Consider the following 21,093-nt stretch of genomic DNA (forward strand, 5'->3'; position numbering starts at 1 on the left):
GCGATGTCGATTGCGATGCGCCCGAGCCAGGCCTTGCGACTGTGGCAGCAGGTGATGCTGTCGCAGGTGCGCGACGACGCGCCCGATCTGACCATGCGCCAGACGGCAATCCTGTTCACCATCTATCTCGACCCGCCGCCGCACACCGTGCGCGGGCTCGCCGCGCGCCTCAATGTCACCAAGCCCGTGATCACCCGCGCGCTCGACACGATGGGCGCTTTGAAACTCGTCTCGCGCCATCGCGACGAACTCGACAAGCGCAATGTTCTGATCAGGCGCACGGTCGAGGGCGCGCTCTTTGTCGAGCGCTTCGGCGATGGTATCATCGCCAAGGCGCTCGAACTGCCGATGTGAGCGGATTACCTTTTCAGCATAGGTGCTCGATTTGACTGCCAGGGATGCCCGCCTTCACGCTTTTCGTTCCGACCTCGCCGATGCAAGGCTGAAGGGCGAGGTCGCCGCCGACCGCTTCGTCGCCGGCCGGCCGGCGCGGGTCATCGCGTCAGTGGCCGATATGCGCAAGGCGCCGCGGCCGGATGCCGGCATCAACACGCAGGCGCTGTTCGGCGATGATGTCCTGGTCTTCGATGTCGCTGAAGGCTGGGCCTGGGTCCAGGCCGAACGCGACGGCTATGTCGGCTATGTCGCCGACACGATGCTCGGGGGCCGGGATCACGCGGCCACTCACATCGTCTGCGTGCCGCGCACCTTCCTTTACCCCGGGCCGGATCTGCGCTTTCCGATCGCCGGACAATTGTCGATAGGATCGACGGTGGCAGTGACGGAGGCCGCCGAGACGCGCGGTACGCATTATGCGGTCCTGCCTTCCGGCGAGGCGCTGATCGCAGGTCACCTGCGGCCGCTCAGTGAAGCTGCCTCCGACTATGTCGCGGTTGCCGAGGCGTTTCTCGGCACGCCCTATCTCTGGGGTGGCACTTCCGGGTTCGGCATCGACTGTTCGGGCCTAGTGCAACTGGCGATGCGCATGGCCGGCAGCGACGTGCTGCGCGATTCGGACATGCAGGCGGCGACACTTGGCGAGCCGCTCGAACCGGGACCTGATTTCTCAGGCTTGCGACGCGGCGATCTGGTGTTCTGGAAGGGCCATGTCGCCGTCATGAAAGATGCCGACACGATGATCCACGCCAATGGCCACACCATGCTGGTGTCGCACGAGGGATTGAAAGACGCCGTCGCGCGCATCGGCTATCTCTATGGCAGCCCGACAGGGTTTCGGCGGCCTTAGGGAAGAACGATCCCCTTTTGTTCCGATTCTTCTTGGCGATTGACTGCCGTCGCGCTACCTCTGGCAGGTGACAGAGCAGCCGCGCCTTGCCGAACAGAATGCCGCCGTGGCCCTGCCCGAACCATTCATCAGATGGTTTGGCGAGAAAGGCTGGTCGCCGCGCGCCCATCAGATCGAACTTCTGGCGAAAGCCCAGGCCGGGCAATCAGTCCTGCTGATTGCGCCGACCGGTGCCGGCAAGACGCTGGCCGGGTTCCTGCCTTCGCTGACCGAACTGGCCAACCGGCCCAAGAGAAAGCCGGGCCAGGCGCGTCGCGGTATCCACACGCTCTACATCTCACCGCTGAAGGCGCTTGCCGTCGATATTGAGCGCAATCTCGGCAAGCCGGTGGAAGAGATCGGCCTGCCCGTCACCATCGAAACGCGCACCGGCGACACGCCGGCGCACAAGCGCCAGCGCCAGAAGCTGGTGCCGCCCGACATCCTGCTGACCACGCCCGAGCAACTGGCGCTGCTGATAGCGGCAGGCGATGCAAAACGTTTCTTCGAAGATCTGCGCTACGTCGTGCTCGACGAACTGCACTCGCTGGTGACGTCGAAACGCGGACATCTGCTGGCGCTCGGTCTGGCGCGGTTGCGCAGCTTTGTCCCTGGTCTGCAAACCATCGGGCTGTCGGCGACGGTGGCCGAGCCGGACGAGTTGCGGCGCTGGCTGGTCAGCCAGAATCCGCCCAAGGGTTCGACAGGCCATGACATGGCGGAACTGATCGTCGTCACCGGGGGCGCGAAACCGGAGATTTCCATCCTCGATTCCGAAGAGCGGGTGCCATGGGCGGGACATTCGGCGCGCTACGCCACGCCGGAAATCTATCGCGAGATCAAGCGCCACAAGACGACCCTGTTGTTCGTCAACACGCGCAGCCAGGCGGAGCTGCTGTTCCAGGAATTGTGGCGGGTCAACGAGGATACGTTGCCGATCGCGCTGCATCACGGTTCGCTCGACGTCGCCCAGCGTCGGCGCGTCGAAAAGGCGATGGGGGAAAACGCACTGCGCGCCATCGTCGCCACCTCGACGCTCGACCTCGGCATCGACTGGGGCGATGTCGATCTGGTTGTGCATGTCGGTGCGCCGAAGGGGGCGAGCCGGCTGGCGCAACGCATCGGCCGCGCCAACCACCGCATGGACGAGCCGTCCAAGGCGATCCTCATCCCGGCCAACCGCTTTGAGGTGCTGGAATGCCGGGCCGCCCTCGACGCCAACTATCTCGGCGCGCAGGACACGCCTCCCTTGATCGATGGCGGTCTCGACGTGCTGGCGCAACATGTACTCGGCTGCGCCTGCGGCGCGCCGTTCCGTGCCGATGATCTGTTCGAGGAAGTGCGAACGGCAGCACCCTATGTCAGCCTCGACCGGCCGACTTTCGACCGCGTCATCGATTTTGTCGCCACCGGCGGCTATGCGCTCAAGAATTACGAGCGCTACGCCCGCATACGCCTGAACAAGGATGGATTCTGGCGGGTGTCCAATCCGCGCGTCGCCCAGCAATACAGGCTGAATGTCGGCACCATCATCGAGGTTCCGGCGCTGAATGTGCGCTATATCAAGGCCGGCGGCAAAGGTGCGGCTTCGCGCGGCGGCCGGGTTCTCGGCAAGATCGAGGAGGCCTTCCTCGAAACGTTGACGCATGGCGACACCTTCATGTTCGCCGGCAAGGTGCTGCGCTTCGAAGGCATCCGCGAGAATGAATGCTTCGTGTCGAACGCGCCCGGCAGCGATGCCAAGGTGCCTTACTATGGCGGCGGCAAGTTCCCGCTTTCGACCTATCTCGCCGAACAGGTCCGCATCATGCTGGACGACCCGCAGCGATGGAAGAAGCTGCCCGAGCAGGTCGCCGACTGGCTGCGATTCCAGGCCGACAAATCGGTGCTGCCCAAACGCGATGACCTGCTGATCGAGACCTTTCCGCGCGGCAACCGCCACTATCTGGTGGCTTACCCGTTCGAGGGCAGGCTGGCGCACCAGACGCTCGGCATGCTGCTCACCCGCCGCCTTGACAGAGCAGGAGCCAGGCCGCTCGGCTTCGTCGCCACCGATTATGCCTTGGCGATATGGTCACTGGGCGACATGGGCGCGATGTTCAAAGCCAGGAAGCCTTCGCTTGGCGCGCTTTTCGACCAGGACATGCTTGGAGACGACCTCGAAGCCTGGCTGGCCGACAGCTGGCTTCTCAAGCGCACTTTCCGCAATTGCGCGCTGATTTCGGGATTGATCGAGAAACGCCACCCCGGCCAGGAAAAGAGCGGCCGCCAGGTCACGGTCTCGACCGACCTGATCTACGATGTGCTGCGCAGCCATGAACCGGACCACATTCTGCTGCAGGCAACACGCGCCGACGCAGCGACCGGCCTGCTCGATGTCAGCAGACTTGCCGACATGCTCTCGCGCATCCAGGGTCGAATCGTGCATAAGGCACTCGAACAGATATCGCCGCTCGCTGTGCCGATCATGCTCGAGATCGGCAAGATGCCGGTCCATGGCGAAGCCGATGAAACGCTTTTGATGGATGCGGCGACATTGGTCGAGGAGGCCATGGGGCCGGGAATGGCTGAGGAATGAATTTTTCGCTGGCGCGCACATCGCTGATCGCCGAGGCCGATCTCGTCGGCATCGCCGGCGAGCGCGCTGTCTGCGACCCGCGCGGCGTGCTCTATTTTCCGGATCTGCGGCTTCTGGCCGTGTCCGATCTGCATCTGGAAAAGGGTTCGTCGCTGGCACGCCGCGGCACGCTGATTCCGCCCTACGACACCGGTGCGACCTTGCTGCGGCTTCAGGCCGTGATATCGGACTACCAGCCGTCGATCGTCATCAGCCTGGGCGACAGCTTTCACGATGGCGGCGGCGCCCAACGTATGCACGCAAGTTTCCGCGAGCGGCTGGAAGCACTGATGGCCGGCCGGCAATGGTTCTGGGTCACCGGCAATCACGACCCGGAAGCGCCAGCCGATCTGCCCGGCGAAACGGTGCGTGAACTTGCTACAGGCTCGCTGCTGTTCCGGCATGAGCCGTCGAAGCAGCGTGTCGAAGGCGAAATAGCGGGCCATCTGCACCCCTGCGCCCGTATAGTCCAGCAGGGCCGCTCGGTGCGGCGCCGCTGCTTTGCCGGCGACGGCGGCCGCATGATCATGCCGGCCTTCGGCGCCTATACCGGCTCGCTCAACGTGCTCGACCGCGCCTATGCCGGGCTGTTCCGGCTGGACACGCTGATGGCTTATATGCTGGGCGCCCAACGCATCTTTGCCATTTCCGGCTCGATGCTGCGGCCGGGCTAAACAACCTTACCTGCCATAGTAGAGCGTAACCGTGTGCTTCGCCTCGGCGAAGAACAGCCAACGTTCGACCAGCATGCCGGCGAACTGGATTGCAGCAGCAAGTACCGTCAGCAACGCTGCCAGCGGCCATGGCAGGGCGAACACAATGGCGAGCAGCCCCAAGGGCAACACGAAGGCCAGAAGCTGCGTGATGTGGCGCAGCCGCGCGCTGTGCTTGCGCGCGATGCGGAAACCCATTTCCTTGAGCAGGTAGTTTTCCTCGGTATGCGGCCATTCCAGCGACCGCACCGTGCCTCCGGCCAACCCGGTCGCGGTGTTGGCGGTGGTCGCGATCTCCAATCGGTCGTTGTAGCGCCAGGTCGCGAGCTTCCAGCCCCAGCCGAGCAAGGTGAGCAGCAAGCAAGCCGCCAGAAGCATCTTCGAGCCGAGAGCAAATCCCTGCAGCAGCGCGTTCAGCAGCACGCTGCCGGTCATCGCCGAGAAGATGAGGTAGGCCGGTAGAGTGTAGCGGCTGTGCCACTGGGCGATCGGCTTCAGCGACGCATAGATCATGCCTGTGGTGCAGACGGTGACGATCGCGCCGCAGGCCGCCAGCAATCCGGCAATGGCCACCCAGCCACTGGTGCGGCCAAAAAATACCCAACCGATGCCAAACAGTCCCGCCGGAATGAAGGTGATGACCGAGGCGACGCCTTCGCGCGACAGCCATGAACTGCGCCATTGCGAGAACGCCCGCCAGGCGCGTTCGGGTCTGCCGAGGTGGCCAGTCGAGGACAACAGTCCGGCTACGATCAGGCCGAGCGCCAGCCCCATGCCGATGAAGCCCAGCCAGAAATCGGGTGGGATGATCTGGAATCCTCCGAGCACGCCCAGCAGCGCGAGCAGGCCGTAGCCCGCCCCGGTGGCGGTGGTGAAGAAGACGACGGAGAAGGCTGGATGCATGGGTCAGTTCGAAAGCATGCGGTCGACCCAGCCGAGGAAACCGCCTTCGGCCCGCACCGGTTCGAGTGCGGGTGCTGCCACCGATGCGGCGCGCGTGGTGTGGGCGCGCGGCGGCAGGTATTTGTTGGTCGGGCGATAGCCGAGCTCAGGCATCAGGTCGACGCCGCCACGCTCCGCCACCAGTTGCGAAACCGCCGATAGGGGATCGCCGAGATCGCCGAAATGCCGGGCGCTGGTCGGGCAGGCGGCGACGCAGGCCGGTACGCGGTCCTCTTCGGCCAGATTGTCATTGTAGATGCGGTCGACGCACAGCGTGCACTTCTTCATCACCCCGACGTCCGTATCGAATTCTCGCGCGCCATAGGGACAGGCCCAGCTGCACAATTTGCAGCCGATGCACTTGTCCTCGTCGATCAGCACGATGCCGTCCGAGGCCCGCTTGTAGGAGGCGCCGGTCGGGCAGACGGTGACGCAGGCCGGTGTCTCGCAATGCAGGCAGGAACGCGGAAAATTGACGGTGCGCCCGCCCATCTCGGTCGTGTGCTCGTAAGCGTGCACGCGGTTGAACCAGACGCCGTCGACATGGCCGCCATAGGGGTCGATGTCGGTCAGCGGTGCCATGTGGCCGCCGGTGTTCCATTCCTTGCAGGCGGTGACGCAGGCCTGGCAGCCGACGCAGGTGTCGAGATCGATGACGAGGCCGAGCTTCTTGCCGCTTTGGCTTGGCAGACAGGTCATTCGGTCGCCTCTCTTGCCCTGCGGAATTCGGCACCGAAGCGAAGGATGTCGGGTGAGGGTTCGAAATGCGGCGGCTGCCGGAAACGCTCGAATTGCGGCTCGGTGAAGCCGGCTTCCTCGACAGCGCATTTGACGATGCGCACGCGCAGGTCGAACCATGCGGCCTGGCCTGTGACCGGATCGGAATTCGAATAGCGTTTGCCCTGTGCATCGGCCGAGGTCTGGTCGCCGATGATATGGTTGAGCAGGAAGCCACGGTTGCTCTCGGCCGCGTCGTCCTTCAGCCCCCAGCTGCCGCGCCGCTTGCCGATGGCGTTCCAGGTCCAGACCGTGCTTTCGTTGACCCCGTCGATCAGCTTGATCTGCCCCTTCACCCTGCCGTTGATGCTTTCGATCCACACCCAGTCGTCATCGACAAGGCCAAGGCCGGCTGCCGTCCGGTGATGCACGAACAGCCGGTTCTGGCTGGTGATCTGCCGCAGCCACGCATTCTGCGATCCCCAGGAATGGTACATGTGCATGGGCCTCTGCGTCAGCGCATGCAGCGGATATTTTTCGAGGTCGACGACCGCTTCCTCGAAGGGCATGTACCAGAAGGGCAGCGGGTCCATGTAGGTCTCGATGCGCTGGCGATCGCCCTTTGGCGGCAATACGGGGCCATACCCACGCGCGGCGAGGCGGAAGCGCTGCATCGGCTCGCAATAGAGCTGGAAGACGATTGGCTCCGCCTTGGGGATGAAGCCCATCTGCACCGCGAAGTCGAGATAGGAGCGGTTGGCCATCTTATAGTAGCGCTGGTCGTCGGCGAAATCGTGATGCCAGAAGCCGCCATTGTCGATGTAGCGCTGCAACTGATCCGGGTTGGCCTCGCCCCTGCCGGTCGAGGTCCCATCCTTGCCGCGCCAGCCGGCGAGCGGGCCGATGCCGGGCGTGCGCTCATGATTGACGATGTAGTCGGCGTAGTCGCGGTATTTGGCCGTGCCGTCCTCATCGACGAAACCGGGCATGCCGAGCCGGGCGCCGAGTTCGATCAGCACCGACTGGAACGGCCTGACGTCGCGGTCCGGCTCGACGACGGGATAGCGGATGGCGTCGCCCGGTCCGTCGGCATGGCTGATGGGCCGGTCGAGCAGGCTGATGCAATCATGCCGCTCGAGATAGGTGGTATCCGGCAGCACCAGGTCGGCGAACGGCACGGTCTCGGAATAATAGGCATCGGAATAGATGATGAAGGGAATCTTGTAGTTGCCCGCTTCGTCGCTGTCGGTCAGCATGGCAATGGTCTCAACGGTGTTCATCGAGGAATTCCACGCCATGTTCGACATATACATCATCAGCGTATCGATCGGGTACGGGTCGCCGGCCCAGGCATTGCGGATGACGGTGTGCATCAGGCCGTGCGCGGCCAGCGGCGCGTCCCAGGAATAAGCCTTGTCGATACGAAGCGGTGTGCCGGCCTCATCGACAAGCAAATCGTCCGGCCCGCAGACGAAACCGAGTGGCATGCCGTCAAGCGGCGTCATCGGCTTGACGGTTTTGCCGGCCGGCTTCGGTCCTGGCGGAGCGGAGCGGGGGTAGGGCGGCTTGAAACGGAAACCGCCGGGAACATCCACCGTGCCCAGCAACACTTGGAGGAGATGGATGGCGCGGCAGGTGTGAAAGCCGTTCGAATGGGCCGAGATGCCGCGCATGGCGTGCATCGAGACAGGCCGCCCTTTGATGGTCTCGTGCCGGCGCCCGGCCCAGTCGGTCCAGGCGATCGGCAGTTCGATCGTCTGTTCGAAGGCGACATGCGCAAGTTCGGCGGCGATCCTGCGGATCGTATCGGCGGCAATGCCGCAACGCTCGGCGACCGCGTCCGGCGCATAGCTCTCATCGAGGTAGCGGTCGGCGATGAGCTGAAACACCGGGACGCAGTGGCGCCCGCCGATCGTGAAGCTGCCCGTCAGTGCCGGCTTCGCACTGGCATCAGTGGCGCCGACAGGCGTCTTCGCAACCCTGTCCCACGCCAGGGGATTTCCGTCGGCGTCGCGCACGAACAGCCCGTCATCGGCGGCACCCGACTCCTGCACGACGAGAACATGGGCATTGGTGTAGCGCAGCAGATAATCGAGATCGACGCGGCCCGCCTTGAGCAATTCGTGGATGAGGGCGAATACGAACAGCCCATCGGTGCCGGGCCGAATGCCGATCCAGTCGTCTGCGATGGCATTGTAGCCGGTGCGGCACGGGTTGATCGAGACGACCTTGGCGCCGCGCGCCTTGAGTTTGCCGAGGCCGATCTTGATCGGGTTGGAATCGTGATCCTCGGCGACGCCGAACAGCATGAAATACCGGGTGTTGTCCCAGTCGGGCTCACCGAATTCCCAGAACGAACCGCCGATCGTGTAGAGACCGCCGGCCGCCATGTTGACCGAGCAGAAGCCGCCATGGGCGGCAAAGTTCGGCGTGCCGAACTGGCTCGCCCACCAGCCGGTCAGCGACTGCGACTGATCGCGGCCGGTGAAGAAGGCCAGTTTCTTGGGGTCGGTCCGGCGGATCGCCGAGAGCCGTTCGGTGGCGATCGAAAACGCCTCTTCCCATTCGATCTCGCGGAACTCGCCAGAGCCGCGCAGGCCGGTGCGCAGCAGCGGCTTCTTCAGCCTTGCCGGACTGTAGTGCTGCATGATGCCGGAGCTGCCCTTGCCGCAGATCACGCCGCGATTGACCGGGTGGTCCTTGTTGCCGTTGATGTAGCGGACCTTGCCATCCTTGATGTGCACATCGATGCCGCAGCGGCAGGCGCACATGTAGCAGGTCGTCTTGGCGATGCTGTCGGAAACATCAGGCGAGGTGTCGACGCCGTCGCCTTCGTCAGGCGCTCGCGTGTCGGCAAGCGGGCGTTGCGATGGTGCCGAATTCGCGCCGCGCGGCGGTCCCTGCATCATGATCCGGTGGCGCCTGTACGGCCCATGGATTTGGCCCGCGTCTTCGGTCCGGGGCCGCGCATGTAATGCTCTTCCGGGTGGTAGCGATCGCCGGCCAGCCGCCGTCTTATGCCGCGGGTCCAATGCGCAAGCAGGGATCTGAACCGCCCGACCATTCTGCTCTCTGCGATCTCTCGGCGAATTTTTTCTAACTTCACCCAAAAACTTAGAATAAAGCTATCGATCCGTCTAATCAGTTGTTCTTGTAAATTCGATCGATATTGGTTCTTAATGCAGACATGACCCTGGACCAGTTGCGGATTTTCGTCGCCGTCGCAGAGCGCGGCCATATGACCAAGGCGGCGGAACTGCTGGGCATTTCGCAGTCGGCCGCATCGGCCGCCATCCGGGCGCTTGAAGAACAGCACGGCGTCCATCTGTTCAACCGCGTCGGCCGCAACATCGAGCTTGCCCAGACCGGCCACCGGTTCCTGCCGGAGGCCAAGGCCGTGCTCGAGCGGGCCGCCGCCGCGCGCAATGTGCTGGAGCATGTCTCACAGACCGTCACCGGCAGCCTCTCGATCGCCGCCAGCCAGACCATCGCCAGCTATTGGCTGCCGCGCCGGCTGGCTTCCTTCCACGAAGCCTATCCGGCCGTCAGGCTAAGCGTCTCCATCGGCAACACCAGGCAGGTCGAGGCCAATGTCCTCGATGGCGCCGCGGATCTCGGCCTGGTCGAAGGCCGCACCGAGTCCGACATATTGCGCCGCGCCAAGGTCGACGTCGACAGGCTGATGCTGGTGGTTGCCAGCGCGCATCCGGAGATCCCCGAAGTCGCGCCCGGCCGCCCTGACATCAAGGGCCTGCGCTGGATCATCCGCGAGGGTGGTTCGGGTACGCGCGAGGTGCTGGAGGATCTGGCGCGCCACGAAGGGATTTCGCTCGCCGACCTCCAGATATTCCTGGTGCTGCCGAGTAATGAGGCTATCCGCCAGGCGGTCGAGGCAGGAGCCGGCGCCACCATCATTTCGGAGCTTGTCGTGGCCCGCGCCGTGGCCGAAGGCGGTCTGAGATCGGTGCCGCTCGAACTGCCGAAACGCGACTTCGCCATGATCACTCATCGCGATCGCCAGGCAAGCCTGGCCCAGATGGCGCTCAAGGCACATCTGGGTACGGAGATGAACGGGTCCGCGCCAAGATAGGGTCCGTTGAGATTCAGGTCAGGCCGAGTCGAAAATGGCTGACGCCGAGAACCGGAGCGGAGCGTACTTAAAGTACGTGAGCACCGGAAGCGCAGGTACCAGCCATTTGCAGGCCGGCATCACCTGAATATCAATGGACCCTGATCAGCCGAACTTCCGTTGGGCATCTAGCGCCAGCCCAAGTCCGACCGAGCCGAACATGTCGCCTTCGATGACGGACGCCTGCGGCACCAGCGACAGGATTTCTCGTCTGGCCAGCGGGATCGCGGTCGATCCGCCAGTCAGGAACACCGCGGTGATGTCGGATGGCTTCACCTGGGCGTCACGGATGGTCTGCGCCACCGTTGCTGTGACACGCTCGATATCCCTGGCGATCGTGGCATCCAGCCCGTTGCGCGTGATTTCGGCGGCGAACTCCGCACCCGGCAGCTTCACCACGACATCTGCGGACGATCTGTCGGTCAGCTGTATCTTGGCCTTCTCGACGAGTGCCGCCAGCGCGTGTCCATAGCGGTGTTCGACGATGTGGATGAAACGGCCGACCAGGTCGGCGCGCTCGGCCTCGTAGCGGATCTGGCGCAGATGCGTCATCGCCCTGGCGGTGTAGACCAGATTGATGCGCTGCCATGTCGCCAGATCGATGAAGTAGCTTGCCGGCAGATTGCGCTTGCCGTCCTTGGTTGGCGTCAAATAGCCGAGCTGCGGCATCACATGGGCGATGCTCAGCTGCCGATCGAAATCCGTGCCGCCGATGTGGACGCCCCGGCTGGCCAGGATGTCGTCCTTGCGGTCGAGCGACCGGGAGCGCTGCGGTGAAACGCGCACGATCGAGAAGTCCGACGTGCCGCCGCCCATATCGATGATCAGCGCCAGTTCCTCGCGCGTCACCTTCTGCTCGTAGTCGAGCGCCGCCGCGATCGGCTCGAACTGGAAAGCGATGTGCTTGAAGCCCTGGGCACACGCGGCGTTCTCGAGTTCGCTTTGCGCCTTCGCGTCGGCCTCGGCATCGTCATCGACGAATTGCACCGGCCGGCCAAGCACGACGGTCTCGACCGTATCGCCGGCATCTGCTTCCAGCCTCTTCTTGAGATGGCCGAGGAACATGCCGACGATCTCCATGAAGCCGATCGACCGCGATTTGATGCGGGTCTTTTCATGGGCCAGCGAACTGCCGAGCACGCTCTTCAGAGAACGCATCAGCCGGCCTTCGACGCTGTCGGTGTAGTTGGCGATGGCGTGGCGGCCAAAGCAGGTGCGGTTGTCCTCGAAGTTGAAGAATACGGCACTGGGTAGCGTCACCTGGCCGTCCTCAAGCACGACGAGCCGCGGCTGCCCGTTGCGGACCACGCCAACGGTGGAGTTCGAAGTCCCGAAGTCGATGCCGCCGAAGGCTGGTCGCATGACAAGTTCCTGTATTTGTCGTCGGCGAGCCAAGAGGCGCCATGAGAAATCGCGCGCTGTCCGGGGACGGGCTGCTCTGCCAAACCGAATTGTTTGTGTGTGCCATTTGGCCGGGGAGCGCGGTCTACCGCATGCCTCGGCAAAGGGAAACCACTTTTCGGGAAAGTTCTGAAGTGCGTCGCGTTTGAGCGGATTCACGCGACGCACTTCAGGTCTTGATTCGATGCATGTCGTTCTCCCAAAACCGGGGCCACTTTTGGGCGACATGCATTAGTCCCGCCGGAAGATCAGCCTTCCAAGCCAGCCAGTCAGCATGGCCAGCGATATCGCGAAGACGCCATAGAGGAACGAATAATTGTGCGCGACACGGAAGATCGACTGCTCGAAACCGGATTTGCGGATTTCGAGCTGGGCCGAGCTTTCCTTGATGAACAGGCCGCTCTTGAACAGGAACGCGCGGGCTTTATGGGTTCCAACTGGCACATTCGGTGCCAGCCTGACGGTGGCGCGGAAAAGGTTCTGCGACAAAAATTGCACGCCGCCGACATTCTCGCTGTAGAGGCCGGTCGCCGACTTGCGCTCCCGCAGTGCCGCCGTGAACTCCTCGATCGTCGCCGGGCTGTCGCCGGCATCGGCGGGCTGCATATAGAGGTTGGAGGCGCCGAGCGACAGCTGCTTGTAGCTGTTGGGTTCGGTGATGTCCTGCAGCGGCCGCGTCGTCGCCACCGAATAGGAGACGGGCACGTTTTCGAAGGTCTCGGAGTCCAGATTGACCCAGACGCCGAGCACCCTGTCCTTGCGGCGCACCACCACCGGCTTGGGCGGACCTTCGAGCACGACGATGACGTCGTAACGGCCTTGGCGCGCGACGAGTGGATCCGGGTTTTCCAGCGAACCGAAGATGGTCAGGTCGGCCCCGGAAAAGCCGGCGGTGATCGAGACGTTGTCGGTGGAGAGCCCGATCTGGATGCCTTCGGTCAGCGGGACCTGTGCCTTCGCCGGCACGGCGGCCGCAAGCAGCGACAGGACAATGGCGGTTGCGAATGTGTTGCGAGCCCTCATCAGTTGAGGCCCGCGGCAGACAGCGAATAGAGGTTGGGCGGGGTGACGAACAGATCGATCGCCAATCGTATCGCCACCGCCAGCACGAGCAGCGCCAGCAACGCCCTGAGCTGCTCGCCGCGCAGCCTCTGGCCGGCCTTGGCGCCGTACTGCGCACCGGCGACGCCGCCCGCCATCAGCAGGAAGGCCAGCACGACATCGACCGTCTGGTTGGTGGTGGCGTGGACCAGCGTCGTATAGGCGGAGGTGAAGATGATCTGGAACAGCGAGGTGCCGATGACGACGTTGGTCGGCACTTTCAGCAGATAGATCAGTGCCGGCACCATGATGAAGCCGCCGCCGACGCCCATGATCGACGACAGGAAGCCGATACCGGCGCCAAGGCCAAGTACGGGGATGACGCTGACGAACAGTTTTGACGCCCTGAACCGCATCTTCAGCGGCAAGCGGTGGATCCAGTTGTGCTGGCCGGATTTCTTCAGCACCGGCGCCGCACCGCTGCGCGTGGCGCGCAGCGCATTGACGCTTTCGACCAACATCAGCCCGCCGACGGTGCCGAGCAGCACGACGTAGAGCAGCGAGATGAACAGGTCGAGCTGGCCGAGGCGGCGCAGGAAGGCGAAGACGTAGATGCCGCCGGTGGAGCCGACAATGCCGCCGGCCAGCAACACCCCGCCGAGCTTGAAATCGAGCGTACCCCGCTTCATGTGCGAAAGGACGCCGGAGACGGAGGAGGCGATGACCTGGTTGGCGCCGGTGGCGACAGCGATCGCCGGGGGTATGTTGTAGAAGATCAACAGCGGCGTGATGAGGAAGCCGCCGCCGACGCCGAACATGCCCGACAGGAAACCCACCGCCGCGCCCATGGCCAGCAGGACGAAGATATTGACGGAAATTTCCGCGATCGGGAGATAGATGCCCACCCGTCAGTCTCGATCAGTTCTGCCGTCGGCGAATGCAACCGTTGCGGGCATCTTGGACCGACAAGCCAATTCGTTCTTGCGCCGGAGGTGCTGCGAAGTCAAACCGCGCTACGCCGCCGAAACAAAAAACATCTCAATCAGTTAACAGGCGAATGTGTGGCAGAGGCGTCGTGGAAACGACGCCTCCGCCGTTATTTGCGCGCCAGCAGCGCCTTGACCAGTTTTTCATCGACTTCGCCGGTCGCCGGCATCTTGTTGTCGGTCTGGAAAGCCATGATCGCGGTCTTCGTCTTCTGGCCCATCTTGCCGTCGGCGCCGCCGGCGTCGTAGCCGTTCTTGTTGAGAATGCGCTGGATGTTCTGGACGGCCTTCTTCATGTCGATGCTGGCTGTCGTCTGCGGTGTGCCGTCCTGCCAGGATTCAGGAATGTCGGCCGAATTGGCCGCCGCATCCAACGGCTTGGCCTTCCACAGCTCAGTCGCGGCGCGGGCGCGTTCGAGCTGCTCGGGCCGCAGCGCATTGGCGATCTCGTCACGCTTGGCCGCCGCATCCTTGTCGCCGGTCTTGGCGACAAGCGCGAACCATTTGTAGGATTCCTCGAGGTTCTGTTTCATGCCGACGCCCTTAGCGGCGAGGATGCCGAGGTTGAACTGGCTGTCCTTGACGCCGACATCGGCCGCCGCCTGGAACCAGTGCGCGGCCGATTCATTGTCGGTCACGCCGTCTGCCGCCATGGCGAACAGGACGGCTAGATTGTGCATGCCGCTGGCGTTGCCCTGTGCTGCGGCAAGCTGGTACCAGGTCTTCGCCTTCTTGATGTCGCGCGCGACGCCGACGCCCTTTTCGTAGAAATTTCCGATGCGGTATTCGGCCGGCGCGAAGCCGAGTTCCGCCGATTTCTCGTACCACTTGGCCGCTGCCGCCATGTCTTCCTTGACGCCGCGCGACTCGGCATAGCGCGAGCCGATTTCGAACAGCGCCTTGGCGTCGCCGCCGGCGGCGGCATCACGCAAGGCGGGCGGGCCGGCGTCAGCGGGAATGTCGAACTTTGCCGTCGTCGCCGGCGAAGCGTCCACCGGCGGAACCGCGCCCGTGGTGTCCTTGGCGATGGTCGGCTCTGCCGCCATAGGCTGGATGCCGGTGTCGGTATCGGCAGCTTCCGGGGCGACCGGAACGGTCGAGGGCGGCGCAGCCGGGGCTGTTGTCTCGGACACCGCTGGGTTCGCATCGGCCGATGTGGCCAAGGCGACGGGCGCCGGAACCGGCTCGGCGGTCGGCGCGGCACCCATCGACGGCTCGGCGCCTGACGGCGTGGCAATCATGCTTTGCGCGGCCATGTCGTCCTTGGTTGCCGGTGCGGACGGCTCGGCCTGTCTGACGGCATGGTCCGGCGCGCTTTCCACTGCCGCGGGCTGCGCGTCCGTCTTTGGCTGGCTCGCGGCATCGAGCGAGGCGGTCTGCACCGGCTGCGAGGCGACGATCGGCGCGACATCGTTGCTCGCCACCTGGGCCGGATCGGCGAAGAAGGCCTTGCCCAGTTGCAGAGCGCCCAGCGCCAGCAGGATCGCGGTTGTCCCCATCAGGATTGGCTTGCGCCGTGCCTTGAGCAGGTCGCCGATCCGCAGCGCCTTCACCGGTCCGGTCACCGTCGACTGGCGCTTCAGCGCATCGGCCTCGGCGGCCGCGGCCTGCGCCGCGCGCCGGGCCGCGGCGATGAAATCCGATTTCGCGGCGTCGGTGTCGCTGGGCTTGGCCGGCTGGCCGCGCTCGTCACGCACGCGCTTCATGATGGCATTGAGGTCAGGTGCGCCGGAGCCGGGCTCCAGCGGCCGGTTGGCCATTTTCGGATCGAGCGGCTCGTCGAGATCGACGCTCGGGATCGGGGCACTCGGCGCCGAGCCGGCCAGTGGCGGCATGTCCGCCTCTTTCTTGCCCTTGAAGGCGCGGGCCAGGCCGCCGAACAACGACTTGCGGCCGCCGGCCTGTTCGCCTTTCTCGGCGATCGTGTCCGAACCGAGCGCGGCCATGGCCGCCGCTGCGGCAGCCTCGGCCGGCGTGCGCGTGCCGATACCAATACCCAGGTCGCCACGCGTACCCAGGTCGCCACGCGTACCCAGGTCGCCACGCGCACCCGGCTCGTTGCGCAGGATGGCGGCGGCGCGGCCATCGAGATCGGCCATGTCCCCAGTCAGCGGCAGGGGCTGATCGATGTCCATCGACGGCGCGTCGACGGCCATTTTGGGCCGCCGTGCGCCGCGCCAGTTGCTCGGCTCGGCCGGTGCCGCATCCAGCAATTCGCTCATCGCCTCGACCGGCTCGCCGGGTTCGAGCGAACCCAGCCGGTCGACGATCTTGAGCAACGTGTCATGAATGGCTTCGAACGTTCTCGAATTGCGCTCGTCGGAGCGCCGCGTCAGCGTTTCAAGCGTCTTCAAATCCTGGGCGAGGCCGGAAACCGCGGTCGTATTGGCGCTCGAACCGGCCAGCGATTGCACTGCGTTCTCGGCCGCTTCGCGCGCCGCGCCAAGGATGGAATCGCGGGTTCCTGCGAGCGACTTTTCAATTTCGTTGAGACGCGGGCTGATGTCCTCGAATTCCGGCAGCGGGGTGCTGGGCTTGGAAAGATGAGCGGACAGGCCGGCAACCTGTGCTTCCAGGCTGCGGATCAGCGCCGGATCGATGCCGGCGACTTGTGCGGCCGAGGCGTCCAGCCGGCTTGAAATGTCTTCGAGCCGGCTCTCCAGGCCGCGGATCGCGGCTTCGCCCGCGGGATCGGGCACACGCGTTTCCATACGCTTGGCGAGCGCCGTAAAGCGGGCATCGATGGCTTCCATGATGCCGGCGCTGTCGACCTGCGGCATGCGCTGGTCGAGCCTGTCGGCAACCTCGTCCAGTCTGCGCTCGAGATCGCGGAACAGCATGTTGCCCTGTTCGATGGCGTCACCCTGGCGGCGTTCCATCATGCTCGACAGCACGTCGAAGCGCTGCTCCAGCCCATGGAAGATGTAGTCGGCGTCAGGCATGGCGGGCGCCTGGTCGATCTTGTCGGCGATGAGTGCGATCTGCTTGGCCAGGCGCTCCATCGCCTGCTCGGGCAGATTGGCGCGACCGCCGAGCTCGTCGACCCGACCGGACAGCGTGCTCAGCCGGTCCATGACCGCGTTGCCTGGACGATCCTGCGCCACTTCCTCGATCTGGCTGGCAAGCGAGTCGATCCGCCTCTCGATGCGCTCGAAAGCCTCGTGGTCGAATGAATTGGCTTGCGCCGCGACCGTGGATGCGACGATGGCGCGGGAGATCTCGTCCAGCCGCTCGTCGATCATGCCAAGTGTGTCGCTGCCGCGATTGTCCTGCTGGCTGGCGAAATGGTCGACAGCGCCGGCAAGCGTGCGCACCTTCTCCTCCAGCGAGCGCAGCGACAACGATTCCGGCAAATTGTTGACGGCATTGCTGATTTGCTCCAGCCGGGCCGTCAGAGCAGACAGGCCCGGGTCGTCCGAGCGCTTGCGCTGGTCGGCGTCGACGCGGTCTTCGAACGCCGTCCAGCGGCGATCGAAATCGTCCCAGCGGCGGTCGACCTTCTGCACGCTCTCTTCGCGTGCCAGCGTGTCGAGTGCGGCTTTGACCTGTTCGAGTTCGAGCCGCAGCATGTTGACGCTTCTGTCGTCGCTCTTCTCGGCCAGGGTCTGGATGGCGCCCGAAAGCCGCTCGAACTCAAGGCCGAGTTCAGCACTGCCCTTGGCCAAAGCACCGGGCCTTGCGCCTGACTGGAAAGCCCGCTCGATGTCCTTGCGCAGCGCTTCGAATTCCCGCTGCAGACCTGCGGTCATCTGGTGGCGCAGTTCCTCGCGCATGCCGCGCAATTCGCCGGCGATCTTGCCGACCATGGCAACGCCATCCTCCTGGCCGCGCACGCGATCGATATCGCGGGCAATGGCCTGGTAATTCTGCTCGAAAGCGGCGGCTCCCTGCAGCGGGCTCTTCGGACGCGGCGCGGGCTGCGGGTCCTCATACCAGCGCTGCTGGCCAGAGGGCCGGGCGGCGGGATAGCGCGCGTCGGCAGCATATTGGCGGGGATCGGTTTGGCGCAGATCTGGTTGGCGGGGATCGGGACGTGCCATCGGATCCTCGCGCGTCCGCTCCAGCCGCTGCTCCAGCGTCTCCAGCGACTGGTTCAACTGCTCGAGCGTGGTCTGCGGCCTGCGCTGCCTGCCGGCATTGAGTGTATCGAGATAGGACCGCTTGCTGTTCATCGGTGCGTCCGTCTTTCAGAATGGCTGGCTCGCGGCCAGTTCCCCCAGGTCCCTATCGGAACGAAGGCGACCGGCGGCGATGCCGCGGCGGAAGACGAGCTTCCCGGGCTCTCGCCCGCGCTCCGAAAAACCGTGAAAAATTCGATACAGGATAAACACGGGTAGCCGACGCGCCCACATTTCCCCCAACGTGGTAAACAACGCGTTAACCAAACTTAAGAAATTGAAAGGATGTCGGCTGCTGGCCTGACGGTGCGGCATAAAGGGCGGCGCGCAGAACGCCCTTGCGTCATCATGCGGCAATCGGTATAGAATTGACGTAAACGTAAAAGGCGCATTGAGCGCATGTTTGCGATTTGTTTGTTGAAACCACGACTGGAAGCAGGCCCCCGCTTCCAGTCAGGCGACGCACGGTCCGGGACCGCGACGCCACCAGACGGGGAAGCCAGTGACCATGAAGCTTATCTCGGCCGGCGAGACCGCGGCCAATACCAATATGTCTGCCGAAGCCGGCGAGGACCTCGTCCGCATCGGCGAGATGGCGAAGAAATATGGAGTGACGCTGCGCACGCTGCGTTTCTACGAAGACAAAGGCCTGCTCAACCCGCAGCGCGACGGTTCGACCCGTCTCTACACGCGCCGCGACAAGGCCCGCCTCAAGCTGATCCTGCTTGGCCGCAAGGTCGGGTTCTCGTTGCGCGACGTCAAGCAGATGATGGATCTCTACGATCCGACCGGTTCAAACACCAAGCAGCTCAAGCTTGCGCTGGACAAGTCGGAAAAGCAGCTTGCCCGCCTGCAGAAGCAAAAGGCGCTGATCGACGACGCCATCAACGAGCTGAGCGGCTCGATGTCGGCGGTGCGACAGATGCTGAGCGAGCGTTCGGCACCGCAGGCGAGCGCCGCCAGCTAAGTCCTCCGCCAATTGTCTGACGATCAAAGCCGCGTGGCCTGCCACGCGGCTTTTCGTTGTCCTGGCCCACTCTTATGGCCTTTCGGCGCTGGCTTGCGCAACGTCGCGCCGCTACGCTCATTGCTCCAGTGGGCGGGGAATCTTGTCGCATCGAAAAAATTGACGTTTACGCACACGTCAATTTTTGCTATCCGCTCCCAATATGGGTCCGCATGCCGCCCTGGCCTGTCTTGGGGGTATTCGGACCGGGTTTGCAGGGTGGAGAAAAGCATGCCGACATACAGGGCTCCGGTCCAGGATACGCTGTTCGTGCTCAACGAGGTTCTGGGTTATCAGCGTTATTCGAACCTTCCCGGATTTGCCGATGCCACGCCCGATGTGCTCGAGGCGATCCTCGCCGAAGGCGCCAAGCTCGCCGAAAACGTCATGCATCCGCTGAACCGTGTCGGCGACATGGAAGGCTGTGTGCGTCACGACGATGGCTCGGTGACCACGCCGAAAGGCTTCAAGGAGGCCTTCGACCAGTATCGTGAGGGCGGCTGGATGGGATTGGCCGCACCCGTCGAGTTCGGCGGCCAGGGCCTGCCCTATGCCGTGCACACCGCTGTCGCCGAATATATGGTCTCGGCCAATATGTCCTTGATGATGTATCCGGGCCTGACGCAGGGTGCGATCGCCGCGATCATCACCCACGGCACCGACGAGCAGAAGGCGACATGGTTGCCGAGGATGATCGAGGGTGCCTGGACCGGCACCATGAACCTGACAGAGCCGCATTGTGGCACGGATCTCGGCCTGTTGCGGACAAAGGCGGTGCCGAACGGCGATGGCACCTATAAAATTTCAGGCCAGAAGATCTTCATCTCGGCCGGCGAACACGACATGTCGGACAACATCGTCCATCTGGTTCTGGCCCGCATCGAGGGCGCGCCGGAAGGCGTCAAGGGCATCTCGCTGTTCATCGTGCCGAAGCTCAAGCTCGACCCGTCGGGCAATCCGGGCACCAGGAACACCGTCTCCTGCGGCTCCATCGAGGAGAAGATGGGCATCCATGGCAATTCGACCTGCGTCATGAACTATGACGAGGCTGAGGGCACGCTGCTCGGCGAGGCCAATGGCGGCCTGAAGGCGATGTTCACGATGATGAACGAGGCGCGCCTTGGTGTGGGCCTGCAGGGGCTGTCGCTGTCGGAGATCGCCTATCAGAACGCAGTTGCCTACGCCAAGGACCGCCTGCAGGGCCGCTCGTTGTCGGGGCCGAAGGCGCCGGACAAGAAGGCCGACCCGATCATCGTCCATCCCGACATCCGCCGCAGCCTGATGACCATGAAAGCCTTCAACGAGGCCGGCCGCGCGCTGGCGCTGTGGACGGCGATCAAGTCCGATATTGCCCACCGCTCCGGCGACGACAAGGACCGCCAGGCCGCTGACGATTACACCGGCCTGATGACACCGGTGGTCAAGGGCGTGCTCACGGACAAAGGGTTCGACCACGCCGTCATGGCGCAGCAGGTGTTCGGCGGTCACGGCTACATAGAAGAGCATGGCATGAGCCAGTTCGTGCGCGATGCCCGCATCGCCATGATCTATGAAGGCGCCAACGGTATCCAGGCGCTCGACCTCGTCGGCCGCAAGCTCGGCCTGAATGGCGGCCGCGCCGTGCAGGCCTTCTTCAAGGAGGTCGGCGAATTCTGCGAGGAGAACCGCGCTAACGAGAAGATGGCGCCGTTCACCAAGGCGTTGAAGAAAGGTCTCAACGATTTGCAGGCGGCGACCATGTGGCTGGTGCAGAACGGTATGGCCAGGCCCGACAATGCCGGTGCGGCCTCGACCGACTACATGCATCTCTTCGGCCTGGTCGCTCTGGGCTATATGTGGGCGCAGATGGCCAAGGTGGCGCTTGGCAAGACTGACGCCAATGGCGCTCAATCCTCTTATGAAAACAACGTGGCTTTCTACGACAACAAGGTCGTGACGGGGCGCTTCTTCATGGAACGGATCATGCCGGAGACGTCGGCGCATCTCGCCCGCATTTCGAGCGGCGCCGACACATTGATGGCACTGCCGGCGGAAGCGTTCTAAAGATGATCCGCGTCCCCCTCCCCCTCGAGGGGAGGGTGGCCCGAAGAGCCGGGAGGGGTCGTTGCGGCAGTGCGCCGACTTCAGTTTCGATGATG

Annotated in this window: 14 protein-coding genes; 7 read left to right on the top strand and 7 right to left on the bottom strand. The window is 64.0% G+C overall.

The annotated features are described in order from the left end of the window. The first annotated feature begins 3 nt into the window (after positions 1-3). The 4 genes from EOA19_RS17845 (at position 4) to pdeM (ending at position 4,576) form a co-directional block, all read left to right on the top strand. On the top strand, positions 4-354 hold the full coding sequence (locus EOA19_RS17845; RefSeq protein ID WP_013533675.1) for a MarR family winged helix-turn-helix transcriptional regulator: 351 nt from the start codon (positions 4-6) through the stop codon (positions 352-354). Between the two features lie 31 nt (positions 355-385). Next, positions 386-1,246 (top strand): NlpC/P60 family protein, encoded by an 861-nt coding sequence (locus EOA19_RS17850; protein WP_128304347.1) that lies wholly within the window; start codon positions 386-388, stop codon positions 1,244-1,246. A gap of 67 nt (positions 1,247-1,313) precedes the next feature. Next, entirely contained in the window at positions 1,314-3,863 is a 2,550-nt protein-coding gene (locus EOA19_RS17855; protein WP_128304348.1) for a ligase-associated DNA damage response DEXH box helicase, read from the top strand. Continuing rightward, on the top strand, positions 3,860-4,576 hold the full coding sequence (gene pdeM, locus EOA19_RS17860; protein WP_128304349.1) for a ligase-associated DNA damage response endonuclease PdeM: 717 nt from the start codon (positions 3,860-3,862) through the stop codon (positions 4,574-4,576). The genes EOA19_RS17855 and pdeM overlap by 4 nt, the downstream gene beginning before the upstream one ends. Before the next feature lie 6 nt (positions 4,577-4,582). Here pdeM and EOA19_RS17865 read toward each other — a convergent pair whose 3' ends face one another. The 3 genes from EOA19_RS17865 to EOA19_RS17875 are packed head-to-tail and all read right to left on the bottom strand — an operon-like array spanning position 4,583 to position 9,183. Continuing rightward, on the bottom strand, positions 4,583-5,518 hold the full coding sequence (locus tag EOA19_RS17865; protein ID WP_128304350.1) for a DmsC/YnfH family molybdoenzyme membrane anchor subunit: 936 nt from the start codon (positions 5,516-5,518) through the stop codon (positions 4,583-4,585). Positions 5,519-5,521: 3 nt separating this feature from the next. After that, on the bottom strand, positions 5,522-6,256 hold the full coding sequence (locus EOA19_RS17870) for a 4Fe-4S dicluster domain-containing protein (protein ID WP_023811364.1): 735 nt from the start codon (positions 6,254-6,256) through the stop codon (positions 5,522-5,524). After that, positions 6,253-9,183 (bottom strand): molybdopterin oxidoreductase family protein, encoded by a 2,931-nt coding sequence (locus tag EOA19_RS17875; protein WP_164892953.1) that lies wholly within the window; start codon positions 9,181-9,183, stop codon positions 6,253-6,255. Before EOA19_RS17875 ends, EOA19_RS17870 begins: the two co-directional genes overlap by 4 nt. 278 nt (positions 9,184-9,461) lie before the next feature. On the opposite strand from EOA19_RS17875, the gene EOA19_RS17880 reads away from it, so the two are divergent. After that, the gene (locus EOA19_RS17880) at positions 9,462-10,364 is read left to right on the top strand and encodes a LysR family transcriptional regulator (RefSeq protein WP_128304351.1); all 903 of its coding nucleotides are present in this window, start codon (positions 9,462-9,464) and stop codon (positions 10,362-10,364) included. Between the two features lie 144 nt (positions 10,365-10,508). Here EOA19_RS17880 and EOA19_RS17885 read toward each other — a convergent pair whose 3' ends face one another. The 4 genes from EOA19_RS17885 to EOA19_RS17900 form a co-directional block, all read right to left on the bottom strand. After that, positions 10,509-11,765, bottom strand: a complete 1,257-nt coding sequence (locus EOA19_RS17885; protein ID WP_128304352.1) for an Hsp70 family protein — start codon at positions 11,763-11,765, stop codon at positions 10,509-10,511. Positions 11,766-12,035: 270 nt separating this feature from the next. Then, positions 12,036-12,827, bottom strand: a complete 792-nt coding sequence (locus EOA19_RS17890) for a TIGR02186 family protein (protein ID WP_027161734.1) — start codon at positions 12,825-12,827, stop codon at positions 12,036-12,038. Continuing rightward, complete coding sequence (locus tag EOA19_RS17895; RefSeq protein ID WP_023811359.1) at positions 12,827-13,750, bottom strand: sulfite exporter TauE/SafE family protein; 924 nt, start codon at positions 13,748-13,750, stop codon at positions 12,827-12,829. Before EOA19_RS17895 ends, EOA19_RS17890 begins: the two co-directional genes overlap by 1 nt. A 191-nt stretch (positions 13,751-13,941) precedes the next feature. Continuing rightward, a complete protein-coding gene (locus EOA19_RS17900; RefSeq protein ID WP_128304353.1) occupies positions 13,942-18,003 on the bottom strand; it encodes a peptidoglycan-binding protein in 4,062 nt (1,353 codons plus the stop codon). Positions 18,004-18,457: 454 nt separating this feature from the next. Between EOA19_RS17900 and EOA19_RS17905 the strand changes: the two genes are divergently transcribed. Both EOA19_RS17905 and EOA19_RS17910 read left to right on the top strand, forming a co-directional pair. Further along, on the top strand, positions 18,458-18,916 hold the full coding sequence (locus EOA19_RS17905) for a MerR family DNA-binding transcriptional regulator (protein ID WP_128304373.1): 459 nt from the start codon (positions 18,458-18,460) through the stop codon (positions 18,914-18,916). Positions 18,917-19,186: 270 nt separating this feature from the next. Beyond that, a complete protein-coding gene (locus EOA19_RS17910; protein WP_128304354.1) occupies positions 19,187-20,998 on the top strand; it encodes an acyl-CoA dehydrogenase in 1,812 nt (603 codons plus the stop codon). Positions 20,999-21,093 lie beyond the last annotated feature (95 nt).

This window comes from Mesorhizobium sp. M7A.F.Ca.US.010.02.1.1, assembly GCF_004023085.1.
Classification (GTDB): Bacteria; Pseudomonadota; Alphaproteobacteria; order Rhizobiales; family Rhizobiaceae; genus Mesorhizobium.

Bases quoted from the DNA above. Each gene is read 5' to 3' on its own strand.
- EOA19_RS17845 (WP_013533675.1), top strand. From the start codon at position 4: ATGTCGATTGCGATGCGCCCGAGCCAGGCCTTGCGACTGTGGCAGCAG.
- pdeM (WP_128304349.1), top strand. From the start codon at position 3,860: ATGAATTTTTCGCTGGCGCGCACATCGCTGATCGCCGAGGCCGATCTC.
- EOA19_RS17865 (WP_128304350.1), bottom strand. From the start codon at position 5,518: ATGCATCCAGCCTTCTCCGTCGTCTTCTTCACCACCGCCACCGGGGCG.
- EOA19_RS17870 (WP_023811364.1), bottom strand. From the start codon at position 6,256: ATGACCTGTCTGCCAAGCCAAAGCGGCAAGAAGCTCGGCCTCGTCATC.
- EOA19_RS17875 (WP_164892953.1), bottom strand. From the start codon at position 9,183: ATGATGCAGGGACCGCCGCGCGGCGCGAATTCGGCACCATCGCAACGC.
- EOA19_RS17880 (WP_128304351.1), top strand. From the start codon at position 9,462: ATGACCCTGGACCAGTTGCGGATTTTCGTCGCCGTCGCAGAGCGCGGC.
- EOA19_RS17885 (WP_128304352.1), bottom strand. From the start codon at position 11,765: ATGCGACCAGCCTTCGGCGGCATCGACTTCGGGACTTCGAACTCCACC.
- EOA19_RS17890 (WP_027161734.1), bottom strand. From the start codon at position 12,827: ATGAGGGCTCGCAACACATTCGCAACCGCCATTGTCCTGTCGCTGCTT.
- EOA19_RS17900 (WP_128304353.1), bottom strand. From the start codon at position 18,003: ATGAACAGCAAGCGGTCCTATCTCGATACACTCAATGCCGGCAGGCAG.
- EOA19_RS17905 (WP_128304373.1), top strand. From the start codon at position 18,458: ATGAAGCTTATCTCGGCCGGCGAGACCGCGGCCAATACCAATATGTCT.
- EOA19_RS17910 (WP_128304354.1), top strand. From the start codon at position 19,187: ATGCCGACATACAGGGCTCCGGTCCAGGATACGCTGTTCGTGCTCAAC.